This window comes from Paenibacillus sp. FSL H7-0703, assembly GCF_038003485.1.
Classification (GTDB): Bacteria; Bacillota; Bacilli; order Paenibacillales; family Paenibacillaceae; genus Paenibacillus; species Paenibacillus polymyxa_B.
This window is the reverse complement of the sequence record NZ_JBBOPF010000001.1, coordinates 2,379,264-2,403,813: the sequence shown is the minus strand read 5'-3', so window position 1 is coordinate 2,403,813 and position 24,550 is coordinate 2,379,264. Positions and strand designations below refer to the sequence as shown.

The following is a 24,550-nucleotide window of genomic DNA, read 5'->3' as shown; positions in this document are numbered from 1 at the left end:
AAACCTGATTTGTGTATTCCAATGTTTCTCTGCTTTTGGGAAAATAACAACAGGAGCTAATGTAAACGCTATCAAAATTGCGAAAATGCGTTGTCACTCGTGATTTGGCTCCTTTCTAGAACAGCGAAAAGGGGAGAGATAGGTGGGCAAAAAGGGATGGTTTCTGATCATGGCTATGCTGCTCGTTTTGACGACGGCATGTAGCGGAGCGGACGGCGGCAGCAATTCGGGCACAAGTGCAGACGGGAAAGTAAAGTTACGTATCGCTTGGTGGGGATCGGATACGCGTCATGAATACACGCAGAAGGTCGTTGATTTGTATAAGCAGAAAAATCCAAATGTAACGATTGATGTGGAATATGCCTCTTTTGATGACTATTGGAAAAAGCTCGCCCCGCAGGCTGCGGCTAATCAGTTGCCTGATATCGTGCAAATGGACATTTCGTACATTAGCCAATATGCGAAAAATGGTCAACTGGAGGATCTCGCGCCTTACTTGAATCAAAAAATTCAGGTCGCTGATGTGACCGAAAATGTACTCAAAACCGGCGTAATTGCCGGAAAGCAATATGGTATTCCAACCGGTGTCAATGTTCTGGGTTTCCAGTATGACCCGGCGTTGCTCAAAAAAGCGGGTATAGACAAAATCCCTGACAACTGGACATGGGATCAGTACAAAGAACTGGCTTTAAAGGCTGGTTCCAATAAAGTATACTTTGACAGCTCGATGGCTGCTGATATTTTCTTCCACTACTATTTGCGTACGCAAGGAAAGACTCTCTACAATGCGGAAGGAACAGGATTGGGGTATGACGATGATAAGCTGTTTGTTGACTTCTTCAGCGGATTGGCTGATCTGATTAAGAAGGGAGCGACCCCGCCTCCTGAAATTATGAACCAGACCAAGGGGATTCTTGAGGAATCCGATATTGTAAAAGGAACAGGCATCGGTATTTGGCAGTGGTCCAATCAGTATGTGGGCTTACAGCAGGTCGTTAACCGCCCAATGGCACTGGCTCCAATGTTTGGGCCGAATATGGAAAAAGGCGTATACATGCAGCCTACGATGTACTGGACGGTTGCTTCCCGTTCACAGGTGAAGGATGAGGCCGCAAAGTTTATTGATTTCTGGATGAATGATGTAGAAGCGAATAAATTGATTAAAGGCGAACGTGGCGTGCCGATTTCCTCCAAAATCAAGGAGGCTGTTGCGCCAGAGTTAAGCGAGCCTACGAAGCAGGTGTTTGAATTTGTAGCTTCCATGGAGCCGAAGGCTTCTCCAATGAGCCCGCCGCCACCAGTCGGATCGCCGGAAGTGATTGCGACTCTGACCGATTATATTGAACAGGTCAATTTCGGACAGATGACGGCTGAAGACGCAGCGGCCAAATTCCGGGCTGATGCGAATACTATCCTTGCGAATAACAAGCAATAATGAGCGCAATGGGACCTTTAGGATATCTGACATCGTTTTAGCATAAGAACGACAAGATCCAAGGAACGTTTCGTTAAGTTAACCGTGCGTATTCCAAAGCATGATTGCGCACGGTTGATTCGACGAACCAACTGCATAAGCACTCTTTGCAGACATCACAATAATATTCATATAACAACGAATTATTAATAACATAAAATTTTTCTATTTCTTTAAATGCAACAGAAGGGAGGCTTGATGAGCTTGCGAAATCATCAGAGCTTGAAAGCCAATATGACCGGATATGCGTTTATCAGCCCGTTTATTGTGGGCTTTCTGGCGTTTACGTTAATTCCAATGTTTATTTCGCTGTATCTGTCCTTTACCACCTACAACCTGTTCACCCCGCCCAAATGGATTGGTCTGGGTAACTTCGAAAAAATGTTCACAGGCGACCCGAAATACTGGAATTCGATCAGGGTCACGTTTACGTATGTGCTGGTCGGTGTACCGTTGCGACTGATTTTCGCGTTGTTTGTGGCTATGATTTTGAATACCAAATCGCGCATGGTTGGCACCTATCGGACGATGTACTATCTGCCGTCGATTATCGGAGGTAGCGTTGCGGTATCCATTATGTGGCGGAACATTTTCAGTAATAACGGCATAGTGAACAGCCTGCTTTCGACCTTAGGGGCGACTCCGGTGAAATGGTTTGGTGATCCGGATGCTTCGCTTACGATGCTGATCACCCTGTCCGTATGGCAATTTGGCTCCTCCATGCTGATTTTTCTGGCAGGTTTAAAGAACATTCCTGTTGAATTGTACGAGGCGTCCAGTGTAGATGGCGCTAAGCCAGTACGAAAATTTTTCAGTATTACGCTGCCGTTGCTTAGCCCCATTATTCTATTTAATCTGATTATGCAGACGATCAGCGCTTTTATGACCTTCGTCCCGGCTTATGTTATTTCTAAGGGTGAAGGAGGCCCGATGGATGGAACGATGTTGCATTCTCTGTATCTGTTCCGGCAGGCGTTTATGTTCAGCAACATGGGATATGCGGCAGCCATGGCCTGGGTCATGCTCATTATGATTGGGATACTGACAGCGATTTTATTTATAACCTCCAGATACTGGGTATTTTATGAAACGGAAAAGGGGCGCTGATACCGATGACATGGAAAACGGTCAAATGGCCAATTTATCACATACTGGTTGCTGCACTGGCGCTCCTGATGCTGTATCCCGTTTTTTGGATGCTGTTCAGCTCGTTTAAAGAAAGTCGGACGATATTCGTCACGGCATCCTCGCTTTTCCCTACTGAATGGATCTGGCAAAACTATGTAACAGGCTGGAAAGGGACAACTGGCTACAACTTTGGCACGTACATTCTGAACTCGCTCACGATCGTGGTGATTTCAACGATTGGAGCTGTGCTTTCCTCCTCATTGATCGCATTTGGCTTTGCACGCTTGAAATTCAAAGGGCGTAACTTGTGGTTTGCTTTGATGATGGTGACACTTATGCTACCAGGGGATGTGGTACTGGTACCGCAATATATTATTTTCACCAAGCTCGGTTGGATCAATACGATCTTACCGTTGGTGGTACCCTCCTTTTTCGGGATGCCGTTCTTCATCTTCCTGATGGTGCAGTTTATACGGACGATTCCAGCAGAGTTGGATGAAGCGGCGACGATTGACGGATGCGGCAAGTTCCGGCTGTATTTCAGAATTATTTTACCCTTACTCAAATCGTCGTTGGCTACAGCGGCAATCTTCTCTTTCTACTGGAAGTGGGAGGATTTGCTTGGTCCGGTACTGTATCTGAATTCGCCGGAGAAATATACCGTATCTATTGCACTCAAGATGTTCCTCGACAGCGAGTCGGCTTCCAACTGGGGAGGAATGTTCGCGATGTCTATCCTAAGCCTGCTTCCAGTTATCGCTGTATTCTTCGCATTCCAGAAGCAAATTGTAGAAGGAATGAGTACGAGTGGTTTGAAGGGGTAAGATCCAAAATCCATAGCGTGAGGATATGAAGCTTACGAGTGGAAATGGAAGGCATCCGGGTTTGTACGATTGAATGGACGGGATTTGAGGGCGATGGCTGAGAGGTGAGTAAATTGTGGAAGTTTGATTTTGGTCCGGGGGAGCCTGCGGATGGCTACAAAGGAGTGCCTCCGGATTGCTTATATACAACTGAACAGGGCTATGGCTTCGAGACTACGGAGCATGTGTACGGTCGAAAAAGACAGAGTGCAGCCAAGGAGGCACGCACGCGGCTACGAAGCAGCTTTTGTATTCCACTGAACGCTGCATTTGTTGCAGATGTGCCAGACGGGATGTATCTCGTCACCGTACTGGTCGGCGATTCGCAGGCGGAAACGCTCACGCGATTCAAGGCTGGTGAAGGCAAGCACATGCTTCCCCCAGTACACACGCTGCCGGGCCAGTTCACCGAAGCACTGTTTGCGGTGCCTGTCCGGGGTGGCAAACTACGCCTCACCGTGTCAGGCACTGCGCCACGGCTCAATGCGCTGGAGATTGCGCCAGCGCCACAGACCCTCCGGCTATTCCTAGCAGGAGATTCCACGGTTACGGATCAGGACGCATTCGGCTATCCGTATACTGGCTGGGGCCAGGCTTTGCCCGCCCTGTTCAAGCATGATGTCTGCGTGGATAATCATGCCGTATCGGGACGAAGCTCCAAAAGCTTCGTGGACGAAGGAATGCTGGATGTCATTTTGGGCGAAATAAAGGCAGGAGATTTCCTGTTCATCCAGTTCGGTCATAATGATCAGAAGCCTGATCCAGAGCGGGCTACAGAGCCTTTTACAACCTTCAAGGAGCATCTTCGCCTCTACATCGACGGCGCAAGAAGCCATGGGGCAACCCCGGTACTGGTCACGCCCGTACATCGTCGCTATTTTAACGAGGATGGTACGCTATCTGACACACATGGTGACTATGTAACAGCGGTTCGTGAGCTGGCGGAAGAAGCGAATGCGCCGCTAATTGATTTGTCTGCCCGCACACAGGAGTTATATGAGCAGCTAGGTCCCGAAGAGAGTAAAGAGCTTTTTATGTGGCTACTGCCTGGTGAATACATGAACTTTTCCAGCGGCTTAGAGGATAACACGCATTTTCATGAGAATGGCGCGGTTCGTATTGCAGACATGGTGGTGGATGCTGTGAAGGAACTGGATTTGCAACCGCTGCGCATGTATTTACGTTGAAGGATGACCTTTTCATGTACGGGCGTCAAGGAGGTAACTCACGTGAAACTTACCAAAGGGGGAGACGTGGAAATGCCTGCATTGATTTTTGATGAAGAACAAGTTAAGCAGGTGATCGACCGGGTCGTAGAACGCACATTTCAAATGCACTACAGCTGGGATTGGCCGGGTGGAGTCGCCTTTTACGGAGTATGCGAAGCGTATGAAGCGACAGGGAACGAAAAGTATTTGACCAAGCTGAAAGAATGGGTTGACGAAAATATCGAGGATGGACTTCCATCTCTCTCGGTGAACGGCGTTTCTGTCGGGCACTGTTTGTTGACGCTTTATCAGGCCACAGGTGAGCAAAAATACCTTGATATTGCCATCGAGATGGCAGAATTTTTGGCCCAAAAAGCGGAGCGGTTTGCCGACGGCATTTTCCAGCATACGGTGAATTCACTTCATGATGTATTTCCGCAGCAAGCATGGGTGGATACGATGTTTATGGCCGGTTATTACTTGCTGCGCATCGGTCATCTGTTGGGCAACAAGGAGTATTGGGAGGATGGGGTTCGTCAATATCACGGGCATGAAGAATTTTTGCAGGACCCGGATACGAATCTGTATTATCACGGATGGGATCATGCGAATCAAAGCCGGATGTCAGGAATATATTGGGCGCGCGGCAATTCATGGGCAGCCCTCACGATGGCAAAAGCGCTGAAATTGGTGGAGGTGCAGCATCCATCTTATATGATCATCGACGGCTCGCTGCGTGACCAGCTCAATGCGCTGGTGCGGCTGCAATCCCCGGAAGGGCTGTGGCATACGGTGCTGAACGATGATACCTCTTATCTGGAAACCTCGGGCTCGGCAGGAATTGCGACTGCCTTGCTTATGCAAGGAAGATTGTTTAACAAATACACCCAAAAGGCGATCGACGGTATTCTTTCCCGCATTAAGGACGACGGCACAGTAACGGGGGTATCCGCTGGAACTGCTGTGATGAACGATATTGACGGCTATCGAAACGTTCCGTACAAACGCCTTCAGGGCTGGGGGCAGGGATTGGCGCTTGCTTTTCTGGCTCAACTGTTGCGTACCAAGGAGAATCCGTACGGCTAGAAGAAGGGGCATAGGGAAACGAAAGTATTCATAGGTCAAAGGAGGTCGATAGCATGGGAGATACTGAACTTTCTCAGGAGCTTTCTCATGAAAAAGTAGCTAATCAGCCGCGAGGCAGCCTATTCTGGGTTATCCCCGATGGGTATATTCCACCGGAAAGCCGGGGAGGGCTGCTCAGTCATGAGAGTATATGCGTGCTGAATTGTGGGAGCCGTGTGGCAAATCTGAGTATAGACATCTATTTTGAAGACCGCGAGCCGTTGGAGGGATTGATGGAGGTGGTAGAAGGAAGACGAACCCGCCATATCCGAACAGCCTCGTTGGAGAAGTCCGGCGAACGGATTCCGGCAGGGATTCCTTACGCAATTACGGTCACTAGCGATGTGCCCATCATCGTACAATATAGCAGATTGGACACGACACAGCCGGAATTGGCGTTAATGAGTGTCATGGCGTACCCTATCTAATGCGACGAAGACTAAGAAATGAAAAAAGAAATCTCCTGGCTGGAATTGCGCAGCTTGGAGATTTCTTTTTTTTAGGCAAATGAGTGTCTATTTTTAGCCCGTTTTTTGTGATTTTGCCGAAGTTGTTTTGATCGGCGTGAAGTTTTTTCGTCCTCCGAAATTGGTACCCAGAACGCCGATGATGATTATCACAGCCCCAATAATGTGATAGTAGGCGAGTTGCTCCTTCAAAATATAAGCACCCGCAATCATGGAAATGAGGGTGGATAAATTACCGATCACACTCATTTTGGAGGCTTCGATCCACTTCAAGGCAAAGCTCGATAACAGCGAGGTGACGAGGGTAGACAGAATGCCCAGATAAACCAGTGCCATCCAATAACCAGGCTTCACCAGTGGAGCGGTATAGGCGCTCATGGAGCCGTCTATGGCATGATATCCCAGTGCCACCACGTTAAAAACGATACATCCCAAAATAGAGGTAACGTAGGTCAATTCCATTGGGTTGTACTTTTGTGTTAAGGGTCGTGCCAGCACATTATAGCCGGATAGGCATATCGCAGAAAGCACGAGCAGAAGAATACCGCCATAGCTACTGGATGCTAGCGGTGCTCCGCTTTTCATCACAAATATAAAAACCACGCCAAAGACAGAGAGCAGTAAGGAAATCTTCTGGACTACCGTTGTACGCTCTTTAATAAAATAGGAAGCTAACAGCAGCGTAAAGATGGGAACGGTTGCTTGGATAATTCCACCTTCCGATGAAGAAGTGCTCATCAGCCCGAAGGCTTGCAGTGGAAAATACACTAATGGCGAGAGCAGCGCCAGTGGTAAAATGCGCAGAATGTCACGCATCTTGATGTTGATCTTGATCCAACCGAGCAACACGGGAATGGTCAAAGCGATAAATGACAGCGCAAAGCGATGGGCAATCACATCCAGCGGGCTTGCCTCTGTGACTGTCAATTTTACAAATAAAAATGAAAATCCAAGTATAGCTGCATAGCTGAGAGCTGCCAGATAGGCGGCTCCATTTCTGGAACGACTGTGCATAATAAACCTCCGTAATCATGACCTTAACCTGTTGTTCTCTCAATATACCCGGATGGCACAACCTGATACAATCCATAAAATCTGCAACTGTACGGGTACAGTTGTGAAATGGAAAAAAGCCGGAACGAAGTCCCAGAGGTCGAATACCCTTCCCTAAGACTACTTCCAGCTCTTATCATAATTCATATTCTATCACTTACTGCTGGGTTTACTTCCCTTGTGACATCGCCCGGAACGAATCGTCCGCCGCTTCCAGCGTAGCATCCACATCTTCGTCGGTATGCGCTGTTGTGAGGAACCAGGCTTCGTACTTGGATGGTGCCAGATGAATACCGCGATCCAGCATGTGACGGAAGAAGGATGCGAATGCTTCGCTATCCGTATCCTGCGCCTGTGCGTAATTCGTGATCGGATGATCACAGAAATGCGTCGAGAAGGCTCCACGAATACGGTTGATCGTCAATGGCACGCCGTAGCGTTCAGCAGAGGACTGAATACCGTCCGTCAGCCTCACGGCCAGACGTTCCATCTCTTCGTACACGCCTTCCCCTTGAAGGACTTCAAGGCAGGCGATGCCTGACGAGATGGACGCCGGGTTGCCCGCCATCGTACCCGCCTGATAAGCCGGGCCGAGTGGGGCAACCTGCTCCATGATGTGCTTGCTGCCGCCGTAGGCACCAATCGGCAGACCACCGCCCATGATTTTGCCCAGCGCGGTCAAATCTGGCTGAATCGCATCATGGTTGTCCAAACCTGCATACGTTTGGGTGGAACCGAAGTGGAATCGGAATGCGGTAATGACCTCGTCATAAATGACGAGTGAGCCGTTCGCACGCGCCATCGAGCAGAGCCCTTCCAGATAGCCTGGCTGCGGCATAACCATGCCGAAATTACCGACAATCGGCTCAACCATGACTGCCGCCACATCGTCGCTCCAACGCTCCAAGGCTTGGCGCAACGCGTCGAGATCATTGAATGGCACGGTAATAACCTCGCTCGCAATGTTGGTCGTAATGCCTGCGCTGTCCGGTATGCCCAGTGTGGAAGGACCGGAGCCTGCGGCTACAAGTACCAGATCCGAGTGACCGTGGTAGCAGCCGGCGAATTTGATGATCTTGTTCCGCCCAGTATAGGCCCGTGCCACACGAATCGTCGTCATAACCGCTTCTGTGCCAGAATTCACAAACCGGACCTTGTCCATGGAGGGAATTGCTTCCTTCAGCATCTTGGCCAGTTTAATTTCCAAGACTGTTGAGGTTCCGTACAATACGCCGTTCGCAGCCGCTTCGCTGATGGCCTTGGTAATATGGGGATGGGCGTGTCCGGTAATAATAGGGCCATAAGCCGCCAAATAGTCGATATATCGATTATCATCCTCATCCCAGAAATGAGCACCTTTAGCGCGTTTCATGAATACTGGAGCGCCGCCGCCCACAGCTTTAAAGGAGCGTGAAGGGCTGTTAACGCCCCCGACAATATGCTCCAGGGCTTCTTTATATAGTGCTTCGGAGTTTTCCCGTTTCATCATCAAAAACTTCCTTTCCGTTCATTAAAATAGGGTATACACACGCCAAAGGGCAGCGTTCACGGCTGCCCCTGCATACATCATTATAGCTCTTTTTGACCTGTCTTTGTTGTTGATTGTGTGGAAGCATCCTCATTACTGGTTTTACTGCCCCCTGTAAAAGAAGCTTTATCCTTCTTGGTAGACGATGCACTGTCTGGCTGTTTCGTTTCGTTCTGATCCTTGTTTTGTTCCTGTGTTTGTGTGGGTGGATTATTAAATATATCCTGCACATACGTTTTCAGTTCTTCCGGATCGCGGACAGTAAGAACTGCCGCGCCGCCCACATTCTCTTCTCCGAGCATCTTCATCGGTGGAACCTGTTCGCTGCCTGCAAAGTTGCTTTGGTACCCCACATTTGCCAGCTTCCACATATCGTTAACACTGAGATTCGTGTCGATGTACGGGTTAACCTGCTCTAAAATATTCGGCAAGTTAGCGATGGAAGTCGTGGTCTGCATTTTCTGGGCTACGGCTTCCAAGAATGCCCGTTGCCGTCCTGATCGGGAGAAGTCGGACATTGCATCGTGGCGGAACCGCACATATTGAAGCGCCGTATTGCCATCTAGATGCTGCATGCCCTTTTTCAAATCAATATCGTACTGATGTTTATCCGCATTACTTGTATAATGCATATCCTTTTCCACTTCAAAATCAATCCCGCCTACGGCATCCACCAGTTTGATAAAGCCCTGGAAATCCGTGTACACATAATATTGCACCGGGATGCCTAACAGGTCGCCAGCCGTCTTCATGGCCGTGTTGGGTCCGTGAGTAATGGCAGTGTTAATTCGATTTTTTCCATAGCCGGGAATATCCACGTACGTATCACGCAAAATAGAGAACAGGTGGATTTTTTTCTTAACGGGGTCCAGTGATACAACCATCATGCTGTCTGATCGGGGGACTTCCCCTTTCTGGATACCGCGCCCATCGACACCCATCAGTAAAATGTTAACCATATCGGTACCTTCCCACTTGGGTGGTTCTGGCGTACGAACCTGATCGACCTGCTTTACATTTTTGAAGGGGGAGTTAGCGCCCTCTTTATGCAGATTATCCAGCTGATTATAAATGGATGTAAAATAGTACACGGCAAAGCCGACAATCGCGACGATTACCACGGCTAGAACCGACCATATCGTCCTTTTGGTTCTGCTTGTCATGGATGCTCTCCCTTTCGCTTTTCAGTTCATTACATTATAATTTCTTTTTGGAGCACAATCAATTTAACTATGGATTTTACAAATCCTGATTGAGAGGTATAACATGCTGGCAATTGATGTGCAGGATCTGCGCAAAACATTTAAGGTTCAAAAAAATCGCGAGGGCTTAAAGGGTGCCTTCCTTGATTTATTCGCCCGCGAATACAACGAGGTAGCCGCGGTCAAAGATATATCTTTCCGTATTCCGCAAGGAGAAATATGCGGTTATATCGGTGAGAACGGCGCCGGAAAGTCCACCACGATTAAGATGCTGACAGGCATTCTCGTGCCGACATCGGGACATCTCAAGGTGGGCGGTTATGTCCCCTATGAGGAACGCGAGAAATTTGTAGGCAACATTGGCGTTGTTTTCGGTCAGCGCAGTCAGCTTTGGTGGGACATCGGTGTGATCGAGTCTTTTCAACTACTGCGGAAAGTATATCAGGTTCCGGCTACGGACTTCAAACGTAGGCTGGATGAGCTGGTAGAGAGGCTGCAATTGCAGGATCTGCTAAGCCGCCCGGTACGCAAGCTTAGTCTCGGGCAAAGGATGCGCTGTGAGCTGGTAGCTGCCTTGCTGCACAATCCGTCTATTGTTTTTCTGGACGAGCCGACCATTGGGCTTGATATTATGGTGAAGTCCGAAATCCGCGAGTTTCTGAAGGACATGAACCGGGATCACGGTACGACTATTTTGCTGACGACCCATGATTTGCAGGATATTGAAGCGCTGTGCTCGCGCGTCATTATGCTGGATGATGGAAATATCATTTATGATGGTGGTCTGGAGGATCTGAAGGCGCGTTGGGGGACAGGTCGAGAAGTACGGTTCCAGTTTGGCACATCGACCCAATTGGAGCAATTACAGGCATGGACTGCTGATATGCCACTGGCTTGGACGATGGATAATGATTTGGCTGCCAAAGTATGGATTCCTCTTCATATTAATGTATCGGATGTGCTCGCTTGCGTAGTCGGTCGCACGGACATTACGGATATCAAAATCATTGAAACCAATACGGATGATATCGTCCGCAGTATCTATCAGTCTGGTTCGGCTGAACGCCAGGGCAATCCGATAGTGGAGGCCAAAGTTCATGCTTAGCGTATACACCGATTTTATTCGTATCCGATTTCTCACGATGCTTGCGTATCGGGTGAACTATTATTCAGGAATCCTTATTTATTGCATGAATATTGGCGTGTATTATTTCACATACAAAGCGATATATGGCGATGCGGGTAGCATTGGAGGCTTTACCGCTGCTCAGATGACGACGTATGTAGCAGTATCGTGGATGGCGAGAGCCTTTTATTTTAACAATCTGGATCGTGAGATATCGACGGATATTCGTGATGGAAGCATCGCTATTCAGATGATCCGACCTTATAATTATGTACTTGTTAAATTTATGCAAGGACTCGGCGAGGGAATGTTCCGTTTTCTGTTGTTTATGATTCCAGGTATGGCGATTGCGATGCTGCTATTTCCGGTGAAGCTTCCCACGGATCCGGTAGCCTGGGTTGGTTTTCTGGTCATGCTGTTTTTTAGCTTTATGATCAATACTCAGATTAATATTATTACGGGATTAACGGCCTTTTTTATCGAAAATAATGAGGGCATGATGCGTATGAAGCGCGTAGTTGTAGATCTGTTTTCTGGGTTGATTTTGCCAATCAGTTTGTTTCCAGGCTGGCTGGCGACGATCGCCCAATGGATGCCGTTTCAGGCGATTACCTATTTGCCGGGTTCTGTATTTACGGGACGTGTAAAAGGCGTTGGCATCTGGAATGTACTGGGTATCCAAATCATTTGGCTGGTCGTTCTGCTCGTGCCGATGATCATCATTTGGCGACTGGCGCGCAGACGTCTGTTCGTGCAGGGAGGGTAAGCCGATGATGTACTATTTGGGTCTCATTAGCGAATATTTGAAAAATTACATGAAGTCACGGCTCACCTATCGGGCTGACTTTTGGGTAGAAGTGATTTCAGACCTGCTGTTTCAGGCCACGAATCTTATTTTTATCCTGGTTATTTTTATGCATACAGACAGTTTGGGAGGCTGGAGTGAAAATGAAGTCGTGTTCGTTTATGGATTTTTCATGGTCCCTTACGGATTATTCAGCTGTTTTGTAAATCTTTGGAACTTTAGCGAACGTTATATTGTGAAAGGTGAGCTCGATCGGGTAATGACTCGTCCTGCATATAATCTGTTCCAGATTTTCCTTGAAAATGTGGACCCACCTGCGCTGGTGGGCTCAGTGATCGGTCTGATTATTATGGGGATCAGCGGGGCACAGATGGACTTGGCTATGGAGTGGTGGTTTGTACCAGCACTCATTGTAATGAGTCTGAGCGCCGTAGCCATTTATACGGGTATTTACACCATACTGACTTCCATTTCGTTCTTTTCGGATGCGCCCACAGGAATTATCCCGCTCATGTACAATATTCAGGGCTACGGACGTTATCCAGTGACGATCTATAACCGAGCCATTCAGGTTGTGCTGACTTGGATACTACCTTTTGCTTTTGTTGGTGTATATCCAGCCTCCCTATTCCTCCACCGAGAGGACATGCGCCATATGGCTCTCTTAACTCCTGTGATGGGAATTGTCTTTCTGACCTTGGGCTTACTGGCATGGAACTGGGGAATTCGCCGCTACAGAGGGGCAGGCTCATAGATCAGATCACATAAGCCCCACACAAGATAGGAGATGATGAGATGTCCACGATATTTACCGTTATTGGGCAAGAGGCACCGGATTTTGAATTGCCTGGGAGTGAAGGAAAGCGTGTCAAGCTGTCTGATTATCGAGGCAATAGGGTGTTGCTGTATTTCTATCCCAAGGATTTGACCTCTAGTTGCTCGACCCAGGCTTGTGATTTTCGGGATAAACATACGGAGTTTGAAGGTTTGAACACGGTGATTCTGGGGATAAGCCCAGATCCACTCAAGCAGCATGACAAGTTTATTGCAAAGTATGGACTCCCTTTTCAGTTGTTATCTGATGAAGAGCATCAGGTCGCTGAGACGTATGGTGTATGGCAGCAAAAACAGATGTACGGCAAGCAGTACATGGGTATTGTTCGGTCTACGTTCCTTGTTGATGAAAATGGCATTTTAGTTCATGAATGGCGTGGTTTAAGAGTGAAAGGGCATATTGATGCTGCGCTGGCATACATTCAGGATATGGCGTAAGTGAAGAACAAAGAAAACCTTTTGAAATCGGATTATGCTTTTTTAAGCATCGGTTTCAAAAGGTTTTTGTTAATTTTTAGATGCGTTTTGTCGATGCTTCCACTTTTGCTTGCAGAGATAAACACCCCATAAAACAAGCGGAATGATCAAGCCGTTGGTATAATGCCAAGTAGACATGGGATAAACAAGAGTTCTTACATAATAAAACACATTTGGGGTTATCAAAATGGTCATGCCAAACACAAGCCCTCCTGCGGGGATGACAAAGGGACGGATATTAGAAATTCGGAATAGCTGAGTTGTTCCGAAAGTAAACGCGTAAAAGAAAATGACTCCCTTGAAAAAAGCGGCCAGTGCCCAGGTTAATGAGACAAGCGACTCAATGCGTGTAATATAATTCAGCTCATTGATTTTTGTTGTAAGTGCAGAAGAAATGTATGGACTGTAGTTGGTCACAAAGGGCCCAATGATAAGGAGGGAGAGCAGTAAAAAGAGGGTAATCAGCACTCCGCCTATGAGAGATGCCAGCAGCATATCTCTTTTAAAGTGGCCTCTTTTGTTTACAAAAGGAAATACCATGAGCATGATAGACATGCCGGCAAAAGGCATTCCCGCGCCTGGAACCATCCCTTTAGCAACAGGAGCCAGCCCGTTTTCCAAAACAGGCCGTACATTAGAAAGCTGAATTTGTGGTAGGAGTGCCAAGATCAGACCACAGAAGATGAGTACATACACAGGTAGCAACATCTCGCTAACCCGACTAAAGGCTTCAATTCCCGCTAGCGCAGTAAGCACCAGTAGTGAAACTTCCATCGCCAGTAGAACGCTCAAAGGGGTTTCTTCAAATAATTGTGTATTCAGAAAATCTCCTACCTCTCTCGCATTAAGGGCGGTACCCATAAAAAAATAAAACAGATACCAGCAGGAAACAATAGATCCGAACACAGATCCCAAAATTTTGCGGATGGCTTCAATAAGCGAAAGATTCGGGTAGAGCTCATGAACGCGAATAAGTACATAAATGATAACTAAGCCCAACGGGATAGATAATATAGAGCTGATCCAGGCATCCTGCTGAGCAATATGTGTAATGATAGTCGGATAGATTAAGAGCATATCCCCGATTAAACTCAGGAACATCAGGACAGTCACTTGCCGAACGCTAATACGTGCTTTTTTTAACATGTGGCTGCCTCCTTTCTAAAAACCAAATATATTTGACACAAAAGCGTTAACAGGGTTATAGATGATTTCAATCAGAACCAGCGGGCTTGGCGTAACCTCTGATTTGGCCGCAAGGACACTAAGCCATGTGCCTAATCCGAGCATAATGATGTACACGAACATATCCTTAAAGCGATGTTTTCGGTACAAGCCTGGCAAATCTTTGGCAGCAATGGCTAGACCGATACAGATAATGACAGTGGTGATCAGCATATGTATGCTCCTTCCATTAAGGGTGAGGGTCAACCAGGTCCCAGGCTATGATTTCCTTTTGTTCTAAACTTGTATACGACAAGCAGCAGCAAAGGAAGGACAATGGAATCAGTCAAATCCCAGTAAATCCAGGCATGGACGATCGTATCCAGATAATAAGTAATGTTGGGTGCCGACACGATAATCAAGCCAAATAGAATCATGAAGCTGGGGCCAAGAAAGCTCCTTACATTGTCCAGTCTTAGCAGTTGAGTCATACCCAGTGTAAAGGCATAGAAGTGTAAAATGGTTTTAACAAAAGTAGTGATAATCCAGGCTGTGCTCATCATGGATTCAACCCTCTGTAAGAAGTTTCCTATGTTAATTTTTTTAGAAAGCGTGTAAGAGGTGTACACGCTGTTTTCGGTTACAAAAGGGCCTAAAACCATGAGAGAAACCAGAAGTAGTACGCTTAACAGAACGCTAGCAGTAAGGCCGGCTAATAAAATTGATTTTTTTAGACCCGGTTTTTTGCTCACATAGGGGAAAATCATGAGTAAAAAAGCTAATTCTCCGAATGGGTAGGAGAGCGCAAATATGCTGCCTTCCATAATCTTAGGAATACCTTGCTCCATAATAGGCTTAAGCTGCTGACTTTCACATTGGGGAAGCAAGCACAGGATTAAAAATAATGTAAAAACCAGGCACAGAGGAAATAACATTTGAGCAGTACGTGCAATAGGCTCCAGCCCCATATATATCCCCCACATAAGCACAAGGATTAAGAGTAAATTGATAACGGGAAGAGGTGTCATCACATAGGTCTGGCTGTTCATAAAATCTCCAACTTCTCTTAAATAAATCGCTGAATTCATCATTAAATGGAACAAATACCATATTGAGATGAGGGCGCCTAGCCACGGACCCAAAATTCGCTGGCAGAGCTGAATAAAGGTAAGTTCAGGGTATAGCTGGTGTACCCGCAGGAGCAGCAGCAGTACAGCTAGTCCTGCGGGGATGCTTAGAAATGAGCTGATCCAGGCATCCTGCTTGGATATGCTAGTAATGAGGGAGGGATACACCAATACGCAGTCTCCGATAATACTCAAAAATACGAGTACGGCTATATTTGTAATGCTGATACGCCCTTTCTCCTCCACACAGCTCACTCCTTCATTTCTTTTTGGAACGATTCAAACAAAGAACCAATTTTTTTGATCGTAGTCTTTGCCTTATATTCAATCTGTAAGTCCATAAATGGATTTTCTTTTTCTTCTTTTAATCTTTTCCAAAGCTCTGGTTTGGACTGGTGGATCAGCTGACCAAAGCCGAAAATGTCTGATTTAAACTCACGACGAACAGTCTCTACGGAATGCTTCATAATTTCAACGATTTTTTCATTGCTTGCGGCCTCAATTTCTTTAATATCAGCCATACTGCTTAATTTCATATGCTTACAATTGACCTCTCGTACAGTGCTGTCGTTGGTAACAGATATGGAGATAACAGGTTCTCCATCGCGAATGATCACTTTTTTTTGGGTTTCGCTGTTCAAGGCTAATAAGGCGATATTCCCCCCTCCCTGACAGTCGACGTGTCCTGTAGTTGATTCCACTGTATTCCGAATGTAATTGAACCCTTTGCTGTCTTGTTCATTGATCCAGCCCAGCAAGCGGTCTTTTTTTAAGACACCGATACCGGAGAACCTCAGTATGGTTCCAGGAGATATGCTTTTGGTGTTATCTATACCTTTTTCATTAGACGATTCTATATCTCCCAAAGCTTCCAAAGCGGGCAGAGTGGACTGGATGTCAGGATTAGCCAAGTCGCTCAGCAGTTGATCCATGGTTACTTTGGTGGCAGGAGCCCATGTTTTGGTTAACGTATCCAATGAAGCGAACATTTTATTGGCCGGTAACTTTTCAAGTGGAGTGGGGATCTTTAACATCGTGGAAGCCTTGTTATCTTTGGCTATCGCAATATAAAAGTCACTTCTAGTAAAAGGCTCTCGCATCAAGGCTTCAATCGCATCAGAAATTCCTCTTCTCGCATACTCTTCACCTAAAATCAGCATACGAATATGAGATAAATAGATGGAGCGCGGGCTTGTATCCGTCATTTTTTGAATAGCCTCATGAATCGTGGGCGCAGTTGCCTGATAAGTAACGACCGGAGAGCCTGCACTTGGTGAGGACTTGGAAGCTACTGCAGAAGGAATGACCACCTGAGCCGTCACCTCATACTGGTCTCCTGCCATATCCACTCCGATCCCAATAGCGATGCCCAACTCGTTTAATTCTGTTCGATCCCAGCATCCACCCAATAGTAAAGCAATCAGCCCCCAGACGATGAGCAAATGTATGGTCTGCTTCATGGTTGATCCCTTCTGGTATTTGGTTTATGGCTAATCCGTCTTTTTTTCGTTTTTTGGCGGATCGTATTTTGGATAGAAATGGATTGAGGCCGTGTCGTCATGCGAGGCCAAGGTAGGCGAAACAGTGTATCTTTCATATCGCTTTCCACATAGGGACCAAACGGGCTCATATAAGATACTCCAAACGATCGCAGACTGGTTAAGTGCAGTAAAAGCACGATTAAACCCATCAATATTCCAAGAAGCCCGAAGGCTGCGGCTAGCATCATTAAGGCGAAGCGTATAATACGAACCGCTATCGACAGGCCGTTTTCTGGAATAACATAGCTGGAGATGGCGGTGATTGACACGATAATGACCATAGCCGCCGAGACAACCCCCGCATCCACGGCTGCTTGCCCAATGACCAGTGTGCCTACAATAGATACAGCCTGTCCGACTGTCCTCGGAATTCTGACTCCTGCTTCACGCAAAATTTCATAAGTAATTTCCATGAGCATCGCCTCGACAAAGGCTGGAAACGGTACGCCTTCCCTTTGTGCTGCGAGACTGACCAATAAGTTTGTAGGAATCATCTCTTGATGAAAGGTAGTTACCGCAATATAAACTGCTGGTGCAAGCAAAGCGATAAAAAAGGAAAAGAAACGCAGCAAACGCAGCAAAGTGCTGATGTCAGCACGTTGGTAATAGTCCTCCGCCGACTGGAAAAATTGAACGAACAATGCGGGTATCAACAGTACAAAGGGGGTCCCGTCCACCAAGATAGCGATTCGGCCCTCCAGTAGGCTGGCAGCGACCGAATCCGGGCGCTCGCTGTTATAAATGGTGGGAAACGGGGTGAAGGTTTCATCCTGAATTTCCTCCTCGATGTAACCCCCTTCCAAAATCCCGTCAATATCAATTCGGTCCAGACGTTCTCTCAGCTCCTGAATAACTCCTTCGTCAGCAATCCCTTTGACATACATCACGGCCACATTGGTATGAGTCACTTGACCGATCTGTCTTGTTTCCATCCAGAGACGCGGATCGCGGATTCGCCTACGAATTAGGGCGGTATTGGTACGCAAATTTTCGGTAAAAGCCTCCATTGGACCCCGTACGACACTTTGGGATTGGGGTTCGCTGACACTGCGATCCTCCCAACCGACCGCATCAATCCATATGCCCTTTGCGTATCCGTCCAGCAAAATGATAATACCGCCAGATAGCATCTGGTTGAATAAGGCATCCATTTCGTCCACACTACCTGAGTTACCTGCAATCAAAACTTGATCCTTTAAATAGTCGAACGGTTCCGCACCCTCTGGTACATGATGCTCGTTTACCCGCATTAATGAACGCAGAACGGAATCATGGAGCAATTGAGTGTTAATCAGACCATCGATATAGAACAAAGCTGCTGGCCATTTTTGCATCCATAATAGCTCTTTAATGATTACATCTCCGCTGTTTCCAAAGGAGCTTTCAATATGGTTTACATTATCCCTCAAGTTAGAGGACACATGAGTAAGTGGACAACTTTTATTCTGATTTGGCATACGTAAAATCCTCCGATATTGGAGTTTGTTGGCTTAGTATGCTCTGAATATATGAATTTATGCCTTGACGATTATAGAGCGATTTTCATAAATTAGATACATAACTAATTAGATTTATGTATAATAAATAAATCCTAAGTATCGGAGTTGATTTAAAATGGTAGATAGGCAATACAGGAAGTTATTTGCCGCAGGTATCATTAACGGAATGGGAGACCGATTCTGTCAGATCGCTTTGTTGGCTTTAATTTATCGGCTTACCGGTTCGGGATTCAGTGTGGGTATCATGCTGGGATTGCGGGTGATTCCTTTTTTAGTCCTGTCACCTGTGGCGGGCGTGCTTATTACCCGCATATCCCGGCGTATGCTTATGATGACCACGGATCTTTTCAGAGGCTTGGCAGCCCTTGCCTTTTTAAGTGTTCATAGTCCTGAGGACATATGGATCATTTATGGAGTCAGTACCCTGCTAGCCTGCGGAGAAGCTTTGTATGCTCCTGCTCGTAAATCATCCATTCCGCTGCTTGTTCATCCCTCCGAATTATTGAAGGTGAACAGTCTTGAGCAGGTGATGAGCGGGCTGGTGCTGGTCGTTGGTGCTGCTGCCGGAGGCATCATATCTGCTCTCTTTGGACCACAAGCTGCATTTATATTGAACGCAGCAAGTTTTTTTGCCGCAGGTCTGATCGTTCGCAATATTGCATTTCCACCTGTCATGAAGGAGAAAATAAGCAGGGAGGATCATCCAAACCGGAGCAGATCGCGAATGTTGGACTGTATTCGTGCATCCGTTCCTCTCCAAGTTGTTGTTGCATTTGAGTTGCTGGTTCCCATGCTCAATGGCATTGATAATGTTCTGATTAGTGTATATGCAGTGCAGGAATTCAGGCTGGGAGATGCCGGAATCGGATTGTTTTACGCCGCTTTGGGCGCGGGTCTGGTTGCCAGCTATGCAATAGGACATTTATTCAGTGGTTCTTTGTTGAAGGGAGGACTGGTATGCCTTTTGTTGGAGGGGATTTTACTTATGGGATTAAGCGGTATTTATCACGCATGGGCGGCGGTTGCTATTTACTTCTTAATTTCGTTGGCTGGCGGGGTAGGGGCCATTTGTCTGGATACATTATTAATGCGGGAGACCCCATTGTATTTACAGGGTCCATTGTTGGGCATGCTGACGGCGTGGAGCCAAGGTATCATCGGACTGTCTATGTTTGGAGCAGGGGTGGCGATTGAAATGATGGAGCCGCGTATGTTGGGTTTGGTTGGAGGCGCGGGATTTGTGGTGATATCTATCGTGATTTCGATGTATTATGCAAGGATTCGTAGCCGTAAGGCAGCAGGAGTTTGACTACTTCAAGTCATCCTTGTTGCTGGTTTTCACCGATTTTTCGGATTTGCGTAGCGAGCTAAACAGGAAGCTTCTCCACCGGTAAATAATATACAGCAGGATTATGAACCCGACGACTCCCGCAATTCGCAGCGCATACAGCTCTACCAAATGGAAAATGGCATCCCATTGGGGACCAAATAGCTTGCCGATGCTTAGAAAGAGGATGACCCAGAATAAAGCGCCGCTGTAAGCATACAAGGCAAATTTACGGAAAGAAAGAGCAATAATCCCGGCAAAATAACCGGTAAAATGCCTGACACCGGGGATAAAATATCCAAGGAAGATAAGCCAGTATCCATATCGTTGGAACCATTTTTGTGTTTTCTGAAGCTTGTCCGGCGATAACAAAACCCATTTACCGTATTTCTGAATAAAGGGGAGTCCAGCCCATCTTCCAATAAAGTAGGTAATAGTCATGCCGAGGGTTGTTCCCAGAAAAGCTAGTAGCACCAGTTTACCGAAATCCAAGGTACCGGCATAGGAGAGATATCCCGCATAAGCCATTGTGGTTTCCCCGGGAAATGGTAAAGCAATAAACTCAAGCAGCAAGCCGAAAAAAAGGACGCCGTAGCCGTATTCTTCGAACAATTGCGCGATCCACTTCAGCACATCCATCGTTTACACTCCTACGAACAGATTGAGTATTTTAGAATCAATTCATTTTAACAATCTTTTCATGCCCACTCAACTCCGGTTGATTTCTTGACGTCTTGTTTTATCGTTGCGTATAATGAAACGAACAATTGAGGGAGGCACGGTAATGAATAAGCCTAATGAAATCGTTGTAGTTCTTGATTTTGGAGGACAATACAACCAGTTAATCGCAAGAAGAATTCGGGATCTCGGCGTATATAGCGAGCTCCTTCCATACAATACGCCTGCGGAGAAGCTGAGAGAGCTGGCGCCAAAAGGGATTGTTTTCTCAGGCGGACCTTCCAGCGTATATACAGACAATGCTCCTCAGGTGGATCGGGCAATTTATGATCTTGGCATCCCTATCTTTGGTATTTGTTATGGCATGCAGCTGATGGCTCACCAACTGGATGGTAAGGTAGAACGTGCGGGCAAGCGTGAGTATGGCAAAGCAGACGTGCAATTCAATCAGGACGCCCGCTTGGCTAAAGGATTGGATTCTCTTCAAACCGTATGGATGAGCCATGGGGATCACGTTACAGATCTGCCGACTGGCTTTACACTGGATGCAGGAACAGAGAGTGCACCGATTGCCGCGATGAGTAACCTGGAGCGGAATCTGTATGCGGTGCAATTCCATCCAGAGGTACGTCATTCCGTTCAAGGTAACGAGATGATCAGCAACTTCCTTTATGAAGTGTGCGGTTGTGAAGGCAACTGGACCATGGAGTCGTTCATCGAAGATCAGATTCGTGAGATTCGTCAACAGGTAGGCGACAAGAAAGTATTGTGTGCCTTAAGCGGTGGCGTGGATTCTTCCGTTGTAGCGATGCTCATTCACAAAGCGATCGGTGACCAACTGACGTGTATGTTCATTGACCATGGATTGCTGCGCAAAGGTGAGGCCGAAAGTGTAATGGAGACGTTCGTTGGTAAATTTGATATGAAAGTTGTCAAAATTGACGCACGTGAGCGCTTCTTGTCCAAGCTGGCAGGAGTCGATGATCCAGAACAAAAACGTAAAATCATCGGTAACGAGTTTATCTATGTGTTCGAGGAAGAATCTTCTCAATTTGACGATTTTACTTTCCTGGCACAAGGTACGCTGTATACGGATATTGTAGAGAGCGGAACAGCAACGGCACAGACCATTAAATCCCATCATAATGTGGGTGGTTTGCCAGAGAACATGAAGTTCAAGCTGATCGAGCCGTTGAATGCCCTGTTCAAGGACGAAGTGCGTAAAGTCGGCGAAGAATGTGGACTGCCAGCTGAGATTGTATGGCGTCAACCATTCCCAGGTCCGGGTCTTGCCATTCGTGTGCTGGGTGAAGTGACAGAGGACAAGCTAACGATTGTTCGTGAGTCGGATTACATTTTGCGCGAGGAGATTGCTAAAGCCGGTCTGGACCGGGAAATCTGGCAATACTTCACCGCTTTGCCGAATATGAAGAGTGTTGGCGTTATGGGCGATGCTCGTACGTATTCTTACACTGTAGGTATTCGTGCAGTAACCTCCATCGACGGTATGACCGCCGACTGGGCACGTATCCCTTGGGATGTGCTGGAGAAAATTTCGGTACGTATCGTAAACGAAGTGGATAACGTGAATCGCATCGTGTACGATATCACCTCCAAACCACCAGCAACGATTGAGTGGGAATAAACGCGGGAACTCCCGCTCTGTAATCACGAACCTTTTGAGATTCACCAATACAACATCAGGACTCCTCCGCATCGGCCGAAATATCGCTGTGCGGCAGGAGTCTTTTTTACGGATTCAAGGTCGAACATCTGCTCCCAACTCAAAATGAGAGCGGGGAAGAGAGTATTTTATGGGTCAAAATCAAGGAACCCCAGTTATTTTCAACGGATACGAGGTTGAAAAAGAGGAGATATTATTCCATAATAATGTCTCCTTTTTTTATATGACTTTATCAGCTTCAAGCTTTTTTATGTTATCCTCCAATGGTGTCATGTTTTGATACTAATATATTTTATAATATACCTAGAATAAAGTGTTACATATCCCGTTTCATTAAACGCTGTTCTAAGGAGAATAAAGAGATGAAAAAATTATTTTTGTCGTCCTCATTTAAGGATGTTGCACCATGGTTAGTCCATTTCGTCGGTGAAAACTTGGAAGGAAAAAAAGTCACCTTCATCCCAACCGCAAGTATTCCAGAGAAAGTTAAGTTTTATGTGGAATCAGGAAAAAAAGCATTAGAGAGTTTAGGATTAGTCGTGGATGAAATCGAAATAAGCACAGCAACCTGGGATGAAATAGCGAGTAAAATTAGAGGGAATGATTATATTTATATTACCGGAGGCAACACATTTTATTTACTTCAAGAGTTAAAAAGAACTGGGGCTGACAAAATCATTGCTGAAGAAGTTAATGCAGGGAAATTGTATATAGGCGAATCTGCCGGTTCGTTGATTTTATCACCGAATATCGAATATGTTCAACTTATGGACGATGTTCAGGAGGCCCCTGAATTAGATTCCTTTGCTGCACTAGGGGTCATTGAATTCTATCCAGTCCCCCATCATACGAACATTCCGTTTAAAAAAGCGGTGGAGAACATCATTGAGGAATATGGCAGCCAATTAAATTTATATCCAATCAGCAACGCGGAAGTTATTTTGGTTGAAGGTGACAGGATAAAAGTGGAGAACACATGACTCATTAAAAAGGCAGCACATAAAAAGAACCTTTAACTCAACATCTATCGTAGTGTTAAAGGTTCTTTTTTTATAATTCTACCTTACCATACGATCTTTTTCCCAGTTGCAGCTGATTCCTCAATGCGGTCCAGTAGCTGATGCAGCTTTAAGGCATGGTTGAAATCGGGAGCGAGACGGGTGTGTGTCAAAATATCCTCGGCAAAAACATAATGAGCCTTGGCTACATTCAGGGTTACCCCTTGTTTTGGGAAATCTAGGCTTGTATTAGGCTCTCTAGTTATACTTATTTGTTCAAAAGAGCCATTAGGGCCATGACTCTGCGTACTGCTTGGATCGTACACAAGTTTTTCGAGCGTTAGATTCCCAAATTGAACATGCCCAAGCGAAAGATTCTGTGTCAAACGCAAAATGCCCTTTTTCCCCTGAATCTCTATCTCAAACTTAGAATTTACTCCACCTTGAATGTGAACGGATACCGGTACTCCTTTTTCCAACAGCCCGTGAATCAAAATCTGATCGGCTGTATCCTTGGAAATGACTTCACCCGTTTCCTGAATAGTGGCTTCGTGATAACGAGATGATGTGATGGCCGATAGCTCGCGGAATTCGCCAACGATGTATTGCAGCGCGTCTAGGGAATGCCCGCCATTAATCGTGAGCAGATTAGCCCCATTGGCTCTATTCAGCAAATAAGCAGTGTCCTGATTTACTTGTCCTCCTTTGCCGGGAGTAGCTACTTGCATATGACAGGATATAATTTCACCAATCTCTCCGCCCTCTACGAGTTTTTTCATCGTTTGCACTTCAAGATCCTGTCGTGCCTGCAAGCCGACGGTATGATGAATGCCTGCCAATCCCGCCGCCTTGGCCATTTTAGCAGCTTCCGCAGTGTTTGCCCCCAAGGGCCATTCACAAAAAATATGCTTTCTCTCTTGAACTGCCGCCATCACCGCCTCGTAATGATGGGGAACTTTTATGCTCACCACGACCATATCCACATCCTCGGAAGCTGCGAGCTTTTTGGCATCATCAAAAGCCAGTGCCGCGCCTACTTCTTCTGCGCTTTGTCGCGCACTCTCCATACGAGAGGTACCGACGGCAGTGATATCCAGGTTTAAGTGCTTGAGCAAAGCCGGAATATGCGTTTGACTGGCCCATTTATTATTCATCGAACCTCCTACGATACCTACACGAATCTTCTTTTTGATCATGTTGCCATACCTCCTGATTTTTAAAATGAGGGTGGAAAATAGCGTC

General features: G+C 46.5%; 23 protein-coding genes. 13 read left to right on the top strand and 10 right to left on the bottom strand.

Going from position 1 to position 24,550, the window contains the following annotated elements; all coding sequences use genetic code 11:
• The first annotated feature begins 142 nt into the window (after positions 1-142).
• From MHB46_RS10450 to MHB46_RS10425, 6 genes are all read left to right on the top strand, one after another.
• Entirely contained in the window at positions 143-1,435 is a 1,293-nt protein-coding gene (locus tag MHB46_RS10450; RefSeq protein ID WP_341162277.1) for an ABC transporter substrate-binding protein, read from the top strand.
• A 237-nt stretch (positions 1,436-1,672) separates the two neighbouring features.
• Positions 1,673-2,581, top strand: a complete 909-nt coding sequence (locus MHB46_RS10445) for a carbohydrate ABC transporter permease (protein WP_023987015.1) — start codon at positions 1,673-1,675, stop codon at positions 2,579-2,581.
• Positions 2,582-2,586: 5 nt separating this feature from the next.
• A complete protein-coding gene (locus MHB46_RS10440; protein WP_209949423.1) occupies positions 2,587-3,426 on the top strand; it encodes a carbohydrate ABC transporter permease in 840 nt (279 codons plus the stop codon).
• A gap of 113 nt (positions 3,427-3,539) precedes the next feature.
• Positions 3,540-4,652: a rhamnogalacturonan acetylesterase gene (locus MHB46_RS10435; RefSeq protein WP_341163724.1), complete on the top strand. Its 1,113-nt coding sequence runs from the start codon at positions 3,540-3,542 to the stop codon at positions 4,650-4,652.
• A 72-nt stretch (positions 4,653-4,724) separates the two neighbouring features.
• Positions 4,725-5,759 (top strand): glycoside hydrolase family 88/105 protein, encoded by a 1,035-nt coding sequence (locus MHB46_RS10430; protein WP_209949450.1) that lies wholly within the window; start codon positions 4,725-4,727, stop codon positions 5,757-5,759.
• Positions 5,760-5,812: 53 nt separating this feature from the next.
• Complete coding sequence (locus tag MHB46_RS10425) at positions 5,813-6,226, top strand: sensory rhodopsin transducer (protein WP_341162276.1); 414 nt, start codon at positions 5,813-5,815, stop codon at positions 6,224-6,226.
• Positions 6,227-6,319: 93 nt separating this feature from the next.
• On the opposite strand, the gene MHB46_RS10420 is transcribed toward MHB46_RS10425, so the two are convergent.
• From MHB46_RS10420 to MHB46_RS10410, 3 genes are all read right to left on the bottom strand, one after another.
• A complete protein-coding gene (locus MHB46_RS10420) occupies positions 6,320-7,279 on the bottom strand; it encodes a DMT family transporter (protein ID WP_209949427.1) in 960 nt (319 codons plus the stop codon).
• Between the two features lie 208 nt (positions 7,280-7,487).
• Complete coding sequence (locus MHB46_RS10415) at positions 7,488-8,804, bottom strand: glutamate-1-semialdehyde 2,1-aminomutase (RefSeq protein ID WP_269465967.1); 1,317 nt, start codon at positions 8,802-8,804, stop codon at positions 7,488-7,490.
• 83 nt (positions 8,805-8,887) lie between these two features.
• The gene (locus MHB46_RS10410) at positions 8,888-10,009 is read right to left on the bottom strand and encodes an LCP family protein (RefSeq protein ID WP_069291107.1); all 1,122 of its coding nucleotides are present in this window, start codon (positions 10,007-10,009) and stop codon (positions 8,888-8,890) included.
• A gap of 103 nt (positions 10,010-10,112) precedes the next feature.
• On the opposite strand from MHB46_RS10410, the gene MHB46_RS10405 reads away from it, so the two are divergent.
• From MHB46_RS10405 to bcp, 4 genes are read left to right on the top strand one after another with little or no spacing between them, the layout of a single operon-like run.
• A complete protein-coding gene (locus tag MHB46_RS10405) occupies positions 10,113-11,153 on the top strand; it encodes an ABC transporter ATP-binding protein (RefSeq protein ID WP_028540997.1) in 1,041 nt (346 codons plus the stop codon).
• A complete protein-coding gene (locus tag MHB46_RS10400; protein WP_053324641.1) occupies positions 11,146-11,940 on the top strand; it encodes an ABC transporter permease in 795 nt (264 codons plus the stop codon). Before MHB46_RS10405 ends, MHB46_RS10400 begins: the two co-directional genes overlap by 8 nt.
• A gap of 4 nt (positions 11,941-11,944) precedes the next feature.
• Positions 11,945-12,733, top strand: coding sequence for an ABC transporter permease (locus tag MHB46_RS10395; protein ID WP_341162275.1), 789 nt, complete (start codon positions 11,945-11,947; stop codon positions 12,731-12,733).
• A 41-nt stretch (positions 12,734-12,774) separates the two neighbouring features.
• Positions 12,775-13,251: a thioredoxin-dependent thiol peroxidase gene (gene bcp, locus MHB46_RS10390; RefSeq protein ID WP_341162274.1), complete on the top strand. Its 477-nt coding sequence runs from the start codon at positions 12,775-12,777 to the stop codon at positions 13,249-13,251.
• 69 nt (positions 13,252-13,320) lie between these two features.
• Here the strand turns inward: bcp and MHB46_RS10385 are convergent, their stop codons facing one another.
• The 5 genes from MHB46_RS10385 to MHB46_RS10365 are packed head-to-tail and all read right to left on the bottom strand — an operon-like array spanning position 13,321 to position 18,579.
• The gene (locus tag MHB46_RS10385; protein ID WP_341162273.1) at positions 13,321-14,436 is read right to left on the bottom strand and encodes a GerAB/ArcD/ProY family transporter; all 1,116 of its coding nucleotides are present in this window, start codon (positions 14,434-14,436) and stop codon (positions 13,321-13,323) included.
• 15 nt (positions 14,437-14,451) lie between these two features.
• Positions 14,452-14,688, bottom strand: coding sequence for a hypothetical protein (locus MHB46_RS10380; RefSeq protein WP_341162272.1), 237 nt, complete (start codon positions 14,686-14,688; stop codon positions 14,452-14,454).
• A gap of 29 nt (positions 14,689-14,717) precedes the next feature.
• Positions 14,718-15,827, bottom strand: coding sequence for a GerAB/ArcD/ProY family transporter (locus MHB46_RS10375; RefSeq protein WP_341162271.1), 1,110 nt, complete (start codon positions 15,825-15,827; stop codon positions 14,718-14,720).
• A gap of 5 nt (positions 15,828-15,832) precedes the next feature.
• Positions 15,833-17,041: a Ger(x)C family spore germination protein gene (locus tag MHB46_RS10370; RefSeq protein ID WP_341162270.1), complete on the bottom strand. Its 1,209-nt coding sequence runs from the start codon at positions 17,039-17,041 to the stop codon at positions 15,833-15,835.
• Positions 17,038-18,579, bottom strand: coding sequence for a spore germination protein (locus MHB46_RS10365; protein ID WP_341162269.1), 1,542 nt, complete (start codon positions 18,577-18,579; stop codon positions 17,038-17,040). Before MHB46_RS10365 ends, MHB46_RS10370 begins: the two co-directional genes overlap by 4 nt.
• Before the next feature lie 157 nt (positions 18,580-18,736).
• Between MHB46_RS10365 and MHB46_RS10360 the strand changes: the two genes are divergently transcribed.
• The gene (locus tag MHB46_RS10360; protein WP_341162268.1) at positions 18,737-19,930 is read left to right on the top strand and encodes an MFS transporter; all 1,194 of its coding nucleotides are present in this window, start codon (positions 18,737-18,739) and stop codon (positions 19,928-19,930) included.
• On the opposite strand, the gene MHB46_RS10355 is transcribed toward MHB46_RS10360, so the two are convergent.
• On the bottom strand, positions 19,931-20,587 hold the full coding sequence (locus tag MHB46_RS10355) for a DedA family protein (RefSeq protein ID WP_341162267.1): 657 nt from the start codon (positions 20,585-20,587) through the stop codon (positions 19,931-19,933). It abuts the gene before it with no gap.
• Between the two features lie 145 nt (positions 20,588-20,732).
• Between MHB46_RS10355 and guaA the strand changes: the two genes are divergently transcribed.
• Together guaA and MHB46_RS10345 are read left to right on the top strand one after the other, a co-directional pair.
• Positions 20,733-22,271, top strand: a complete 1,539-nt coding sequence (gene guaA, locus MHB46_RS10350; protein ID WP_254327388.1) for a glutamine-hydrolyzing GMP synthase — start codon at positions 20,733-20,735, stop codon at positions 22,269-22,271.
• A gap of 401 nt (positions 22,272-22,672) precedes the next feature.
• Positions 22,673-23,290, top strand: coding sequence for a peptidase E (locus MHB46_RS10345; RefSeq protein ID WP_341162266.1), 618 nt, complete (start codon positions 22,673-22,675; stop codon positions 23,288-23,290).
• 83 nt (positions 23,291-23,373) lie between these two features.
• On the opposite strand, the gene MHB46_RS10340 is transcribed toward MHB46_RS10345, so the two are convergent.
• Positions 23,374-24,504: a Gfo/Idh/MocA family protein gene (locus tag MHB46_RS10340; RefSeq protein ID WP_341162265.1), complete on the bottom strand. Its 1,131-nt coding sequence runs from the start codon at positions 24,502-24,504 to the stop codon at positions 23,374-23,376.
• Positions 24,505-24,550 lie beyond the last annotated feature (46 nt).

Excerpts from the sequence above, each read along its gene's own strand:
- guaA (WP_254327388.1), top strand. The coding sequence starts at position 20,733 with ATGAATAAGCCTAATGAAATCGTTGTAGTTCTTGATTTTGGAGGACAA.
- MHB46_RS10370 (WP_341162270.1), bottom strand. The coding sequence starts at position 17,041 with ATGAAGCAGACCATACATTTGCTCATCGTCTGGGGGCTGATTGCTTTA.
- MHB46_RS10380 (WP_341162272.1), bottom strand. The coding sequence starts at position 14,688 with ATGCTGATCACCACTGTCATTATCTGTATCGGTCTAGCCATTGCTGCC.
- MHB46_RS10400 (WP_053324641.1), top strand. The coding sequence starts at position 11,146 with ATGCTTAGCGTATACACCGATTTTATTCGTATCCGATTTCTCACGATG.
- bcp (WP_341162274.1), top strand. The coding sequence starts at position 12,775 with ATGTCCACGATATTTACCGTTATTGGGCAAGAGGCACCGGATTTTGAA.
- MHB46_RS10440 (WP_209949423.1), top strand. The coding sequence starts at position 2,587 with ATGACATGGAAAACGGTCAAATGGCCAATTTATCACATACTGGTTGCT.
- MHB46_RS10425 (WP_341162276.1), top strand. The coding sequence starts at position 5,813 with ATGGGAGATACTGAACTTTCTCAGGAGCTTTCTCATGAAAAAGTAGCT.
- MHB46_RS10415 (WP_269465967.1), bottom strand. The coding sequence starts at position 8,804 with ATGAAACGGGAAAACTCCGAAGCACTATATAAAGAAGCCCTGGAGCAT.
- MHB46_RS10405 (WP_028540997.1), top strand. The coding sequence starts at position 10,113 with ATGCTGGCAATTGATGTGCAGGATCTGCGCAAAACATTTAAGGTTCAA.
- MHB46_RS10430 (WP_209949450.1), top strand. The coding sequence starts at position 4,725 with ATGCCTGCATTGATTTTTGATGAAGAACAAGTTAAGCAGGTGATCGAC.
- MHB46_RS10445 (WP_023987015.1), top strand. The coding sequence starts at position 1,673 with ATGAGCTTGCGAAATCATCAGAGCTTGAAAGCCAATATGACCGGATAT.
- MHB46_RS10355 (WP_341162267.1), bottom strand. The coding sequence starts at position 20,587 with ATGGATGTGCTGAAGTGGATCGCGCAATTGTTCGAAGAATACGGCTAC.
- MHB46_RS10360 (WP_341162268.1), top strand. The coding sequence starts at position 18,737 with ATGGTAGATAGGCAATACAGGAAGTTATTTGCCGCAGGTATCATTAAC.
- MHB46_RS10340 (WP_341162265.1), bottom strand. The coding sequence starts at position 24,504 with ATGATCAAAAAGAAGATTCGTGTAGGTATCGTAGGAGGTTCGATGAAT.
- MHB46_RS10365 (WP_341162269.1), bottom strand. The coding sequence starts at position 18,579 with ATGCCAAATCAGAATAAAAGTTGTCCACTTACTCATGTGTCCTCTAAC.
- MHB46_RS10345 (WP_341162266.1), top strand. The coding sequence starts at position 22,673 with ATGAAAAAATTATTTTTGTCGTCCTCATTTAAGGATGTTGCACCATGG.
- MHB46_RS10420 (WP_209949427.1), bottom strand. The coding sequence starts at position 7,279 with ATGCACAGTCGTTCCAGAAATGGAGCCGCCTATCTGGCAGCTCTCAGC.
- MHB46_RS10410 (WP_069291107.1), bottom strand. The coding sequence starts at position 10,009 with ATGACAAGCAGAACCAAAAGGACGATATGGTCGGTTCTAGCCGTGGTA.
- MHB46_RS10385 (WP_341162273.1), bottom strand. The coding sequence starts at position 14,436 with ATGTTAAAAAAAGCACGTATTAGCGTTCGGCAAGTGACTGTCCTGATG.
- MHB46_RS10395 (WP_341162275.1), top strand. The coding sequence starts at position 11,945 with ATGATGTACTATTTGGGTCTCATTAGCGAATATTTGAAAAATTACATG.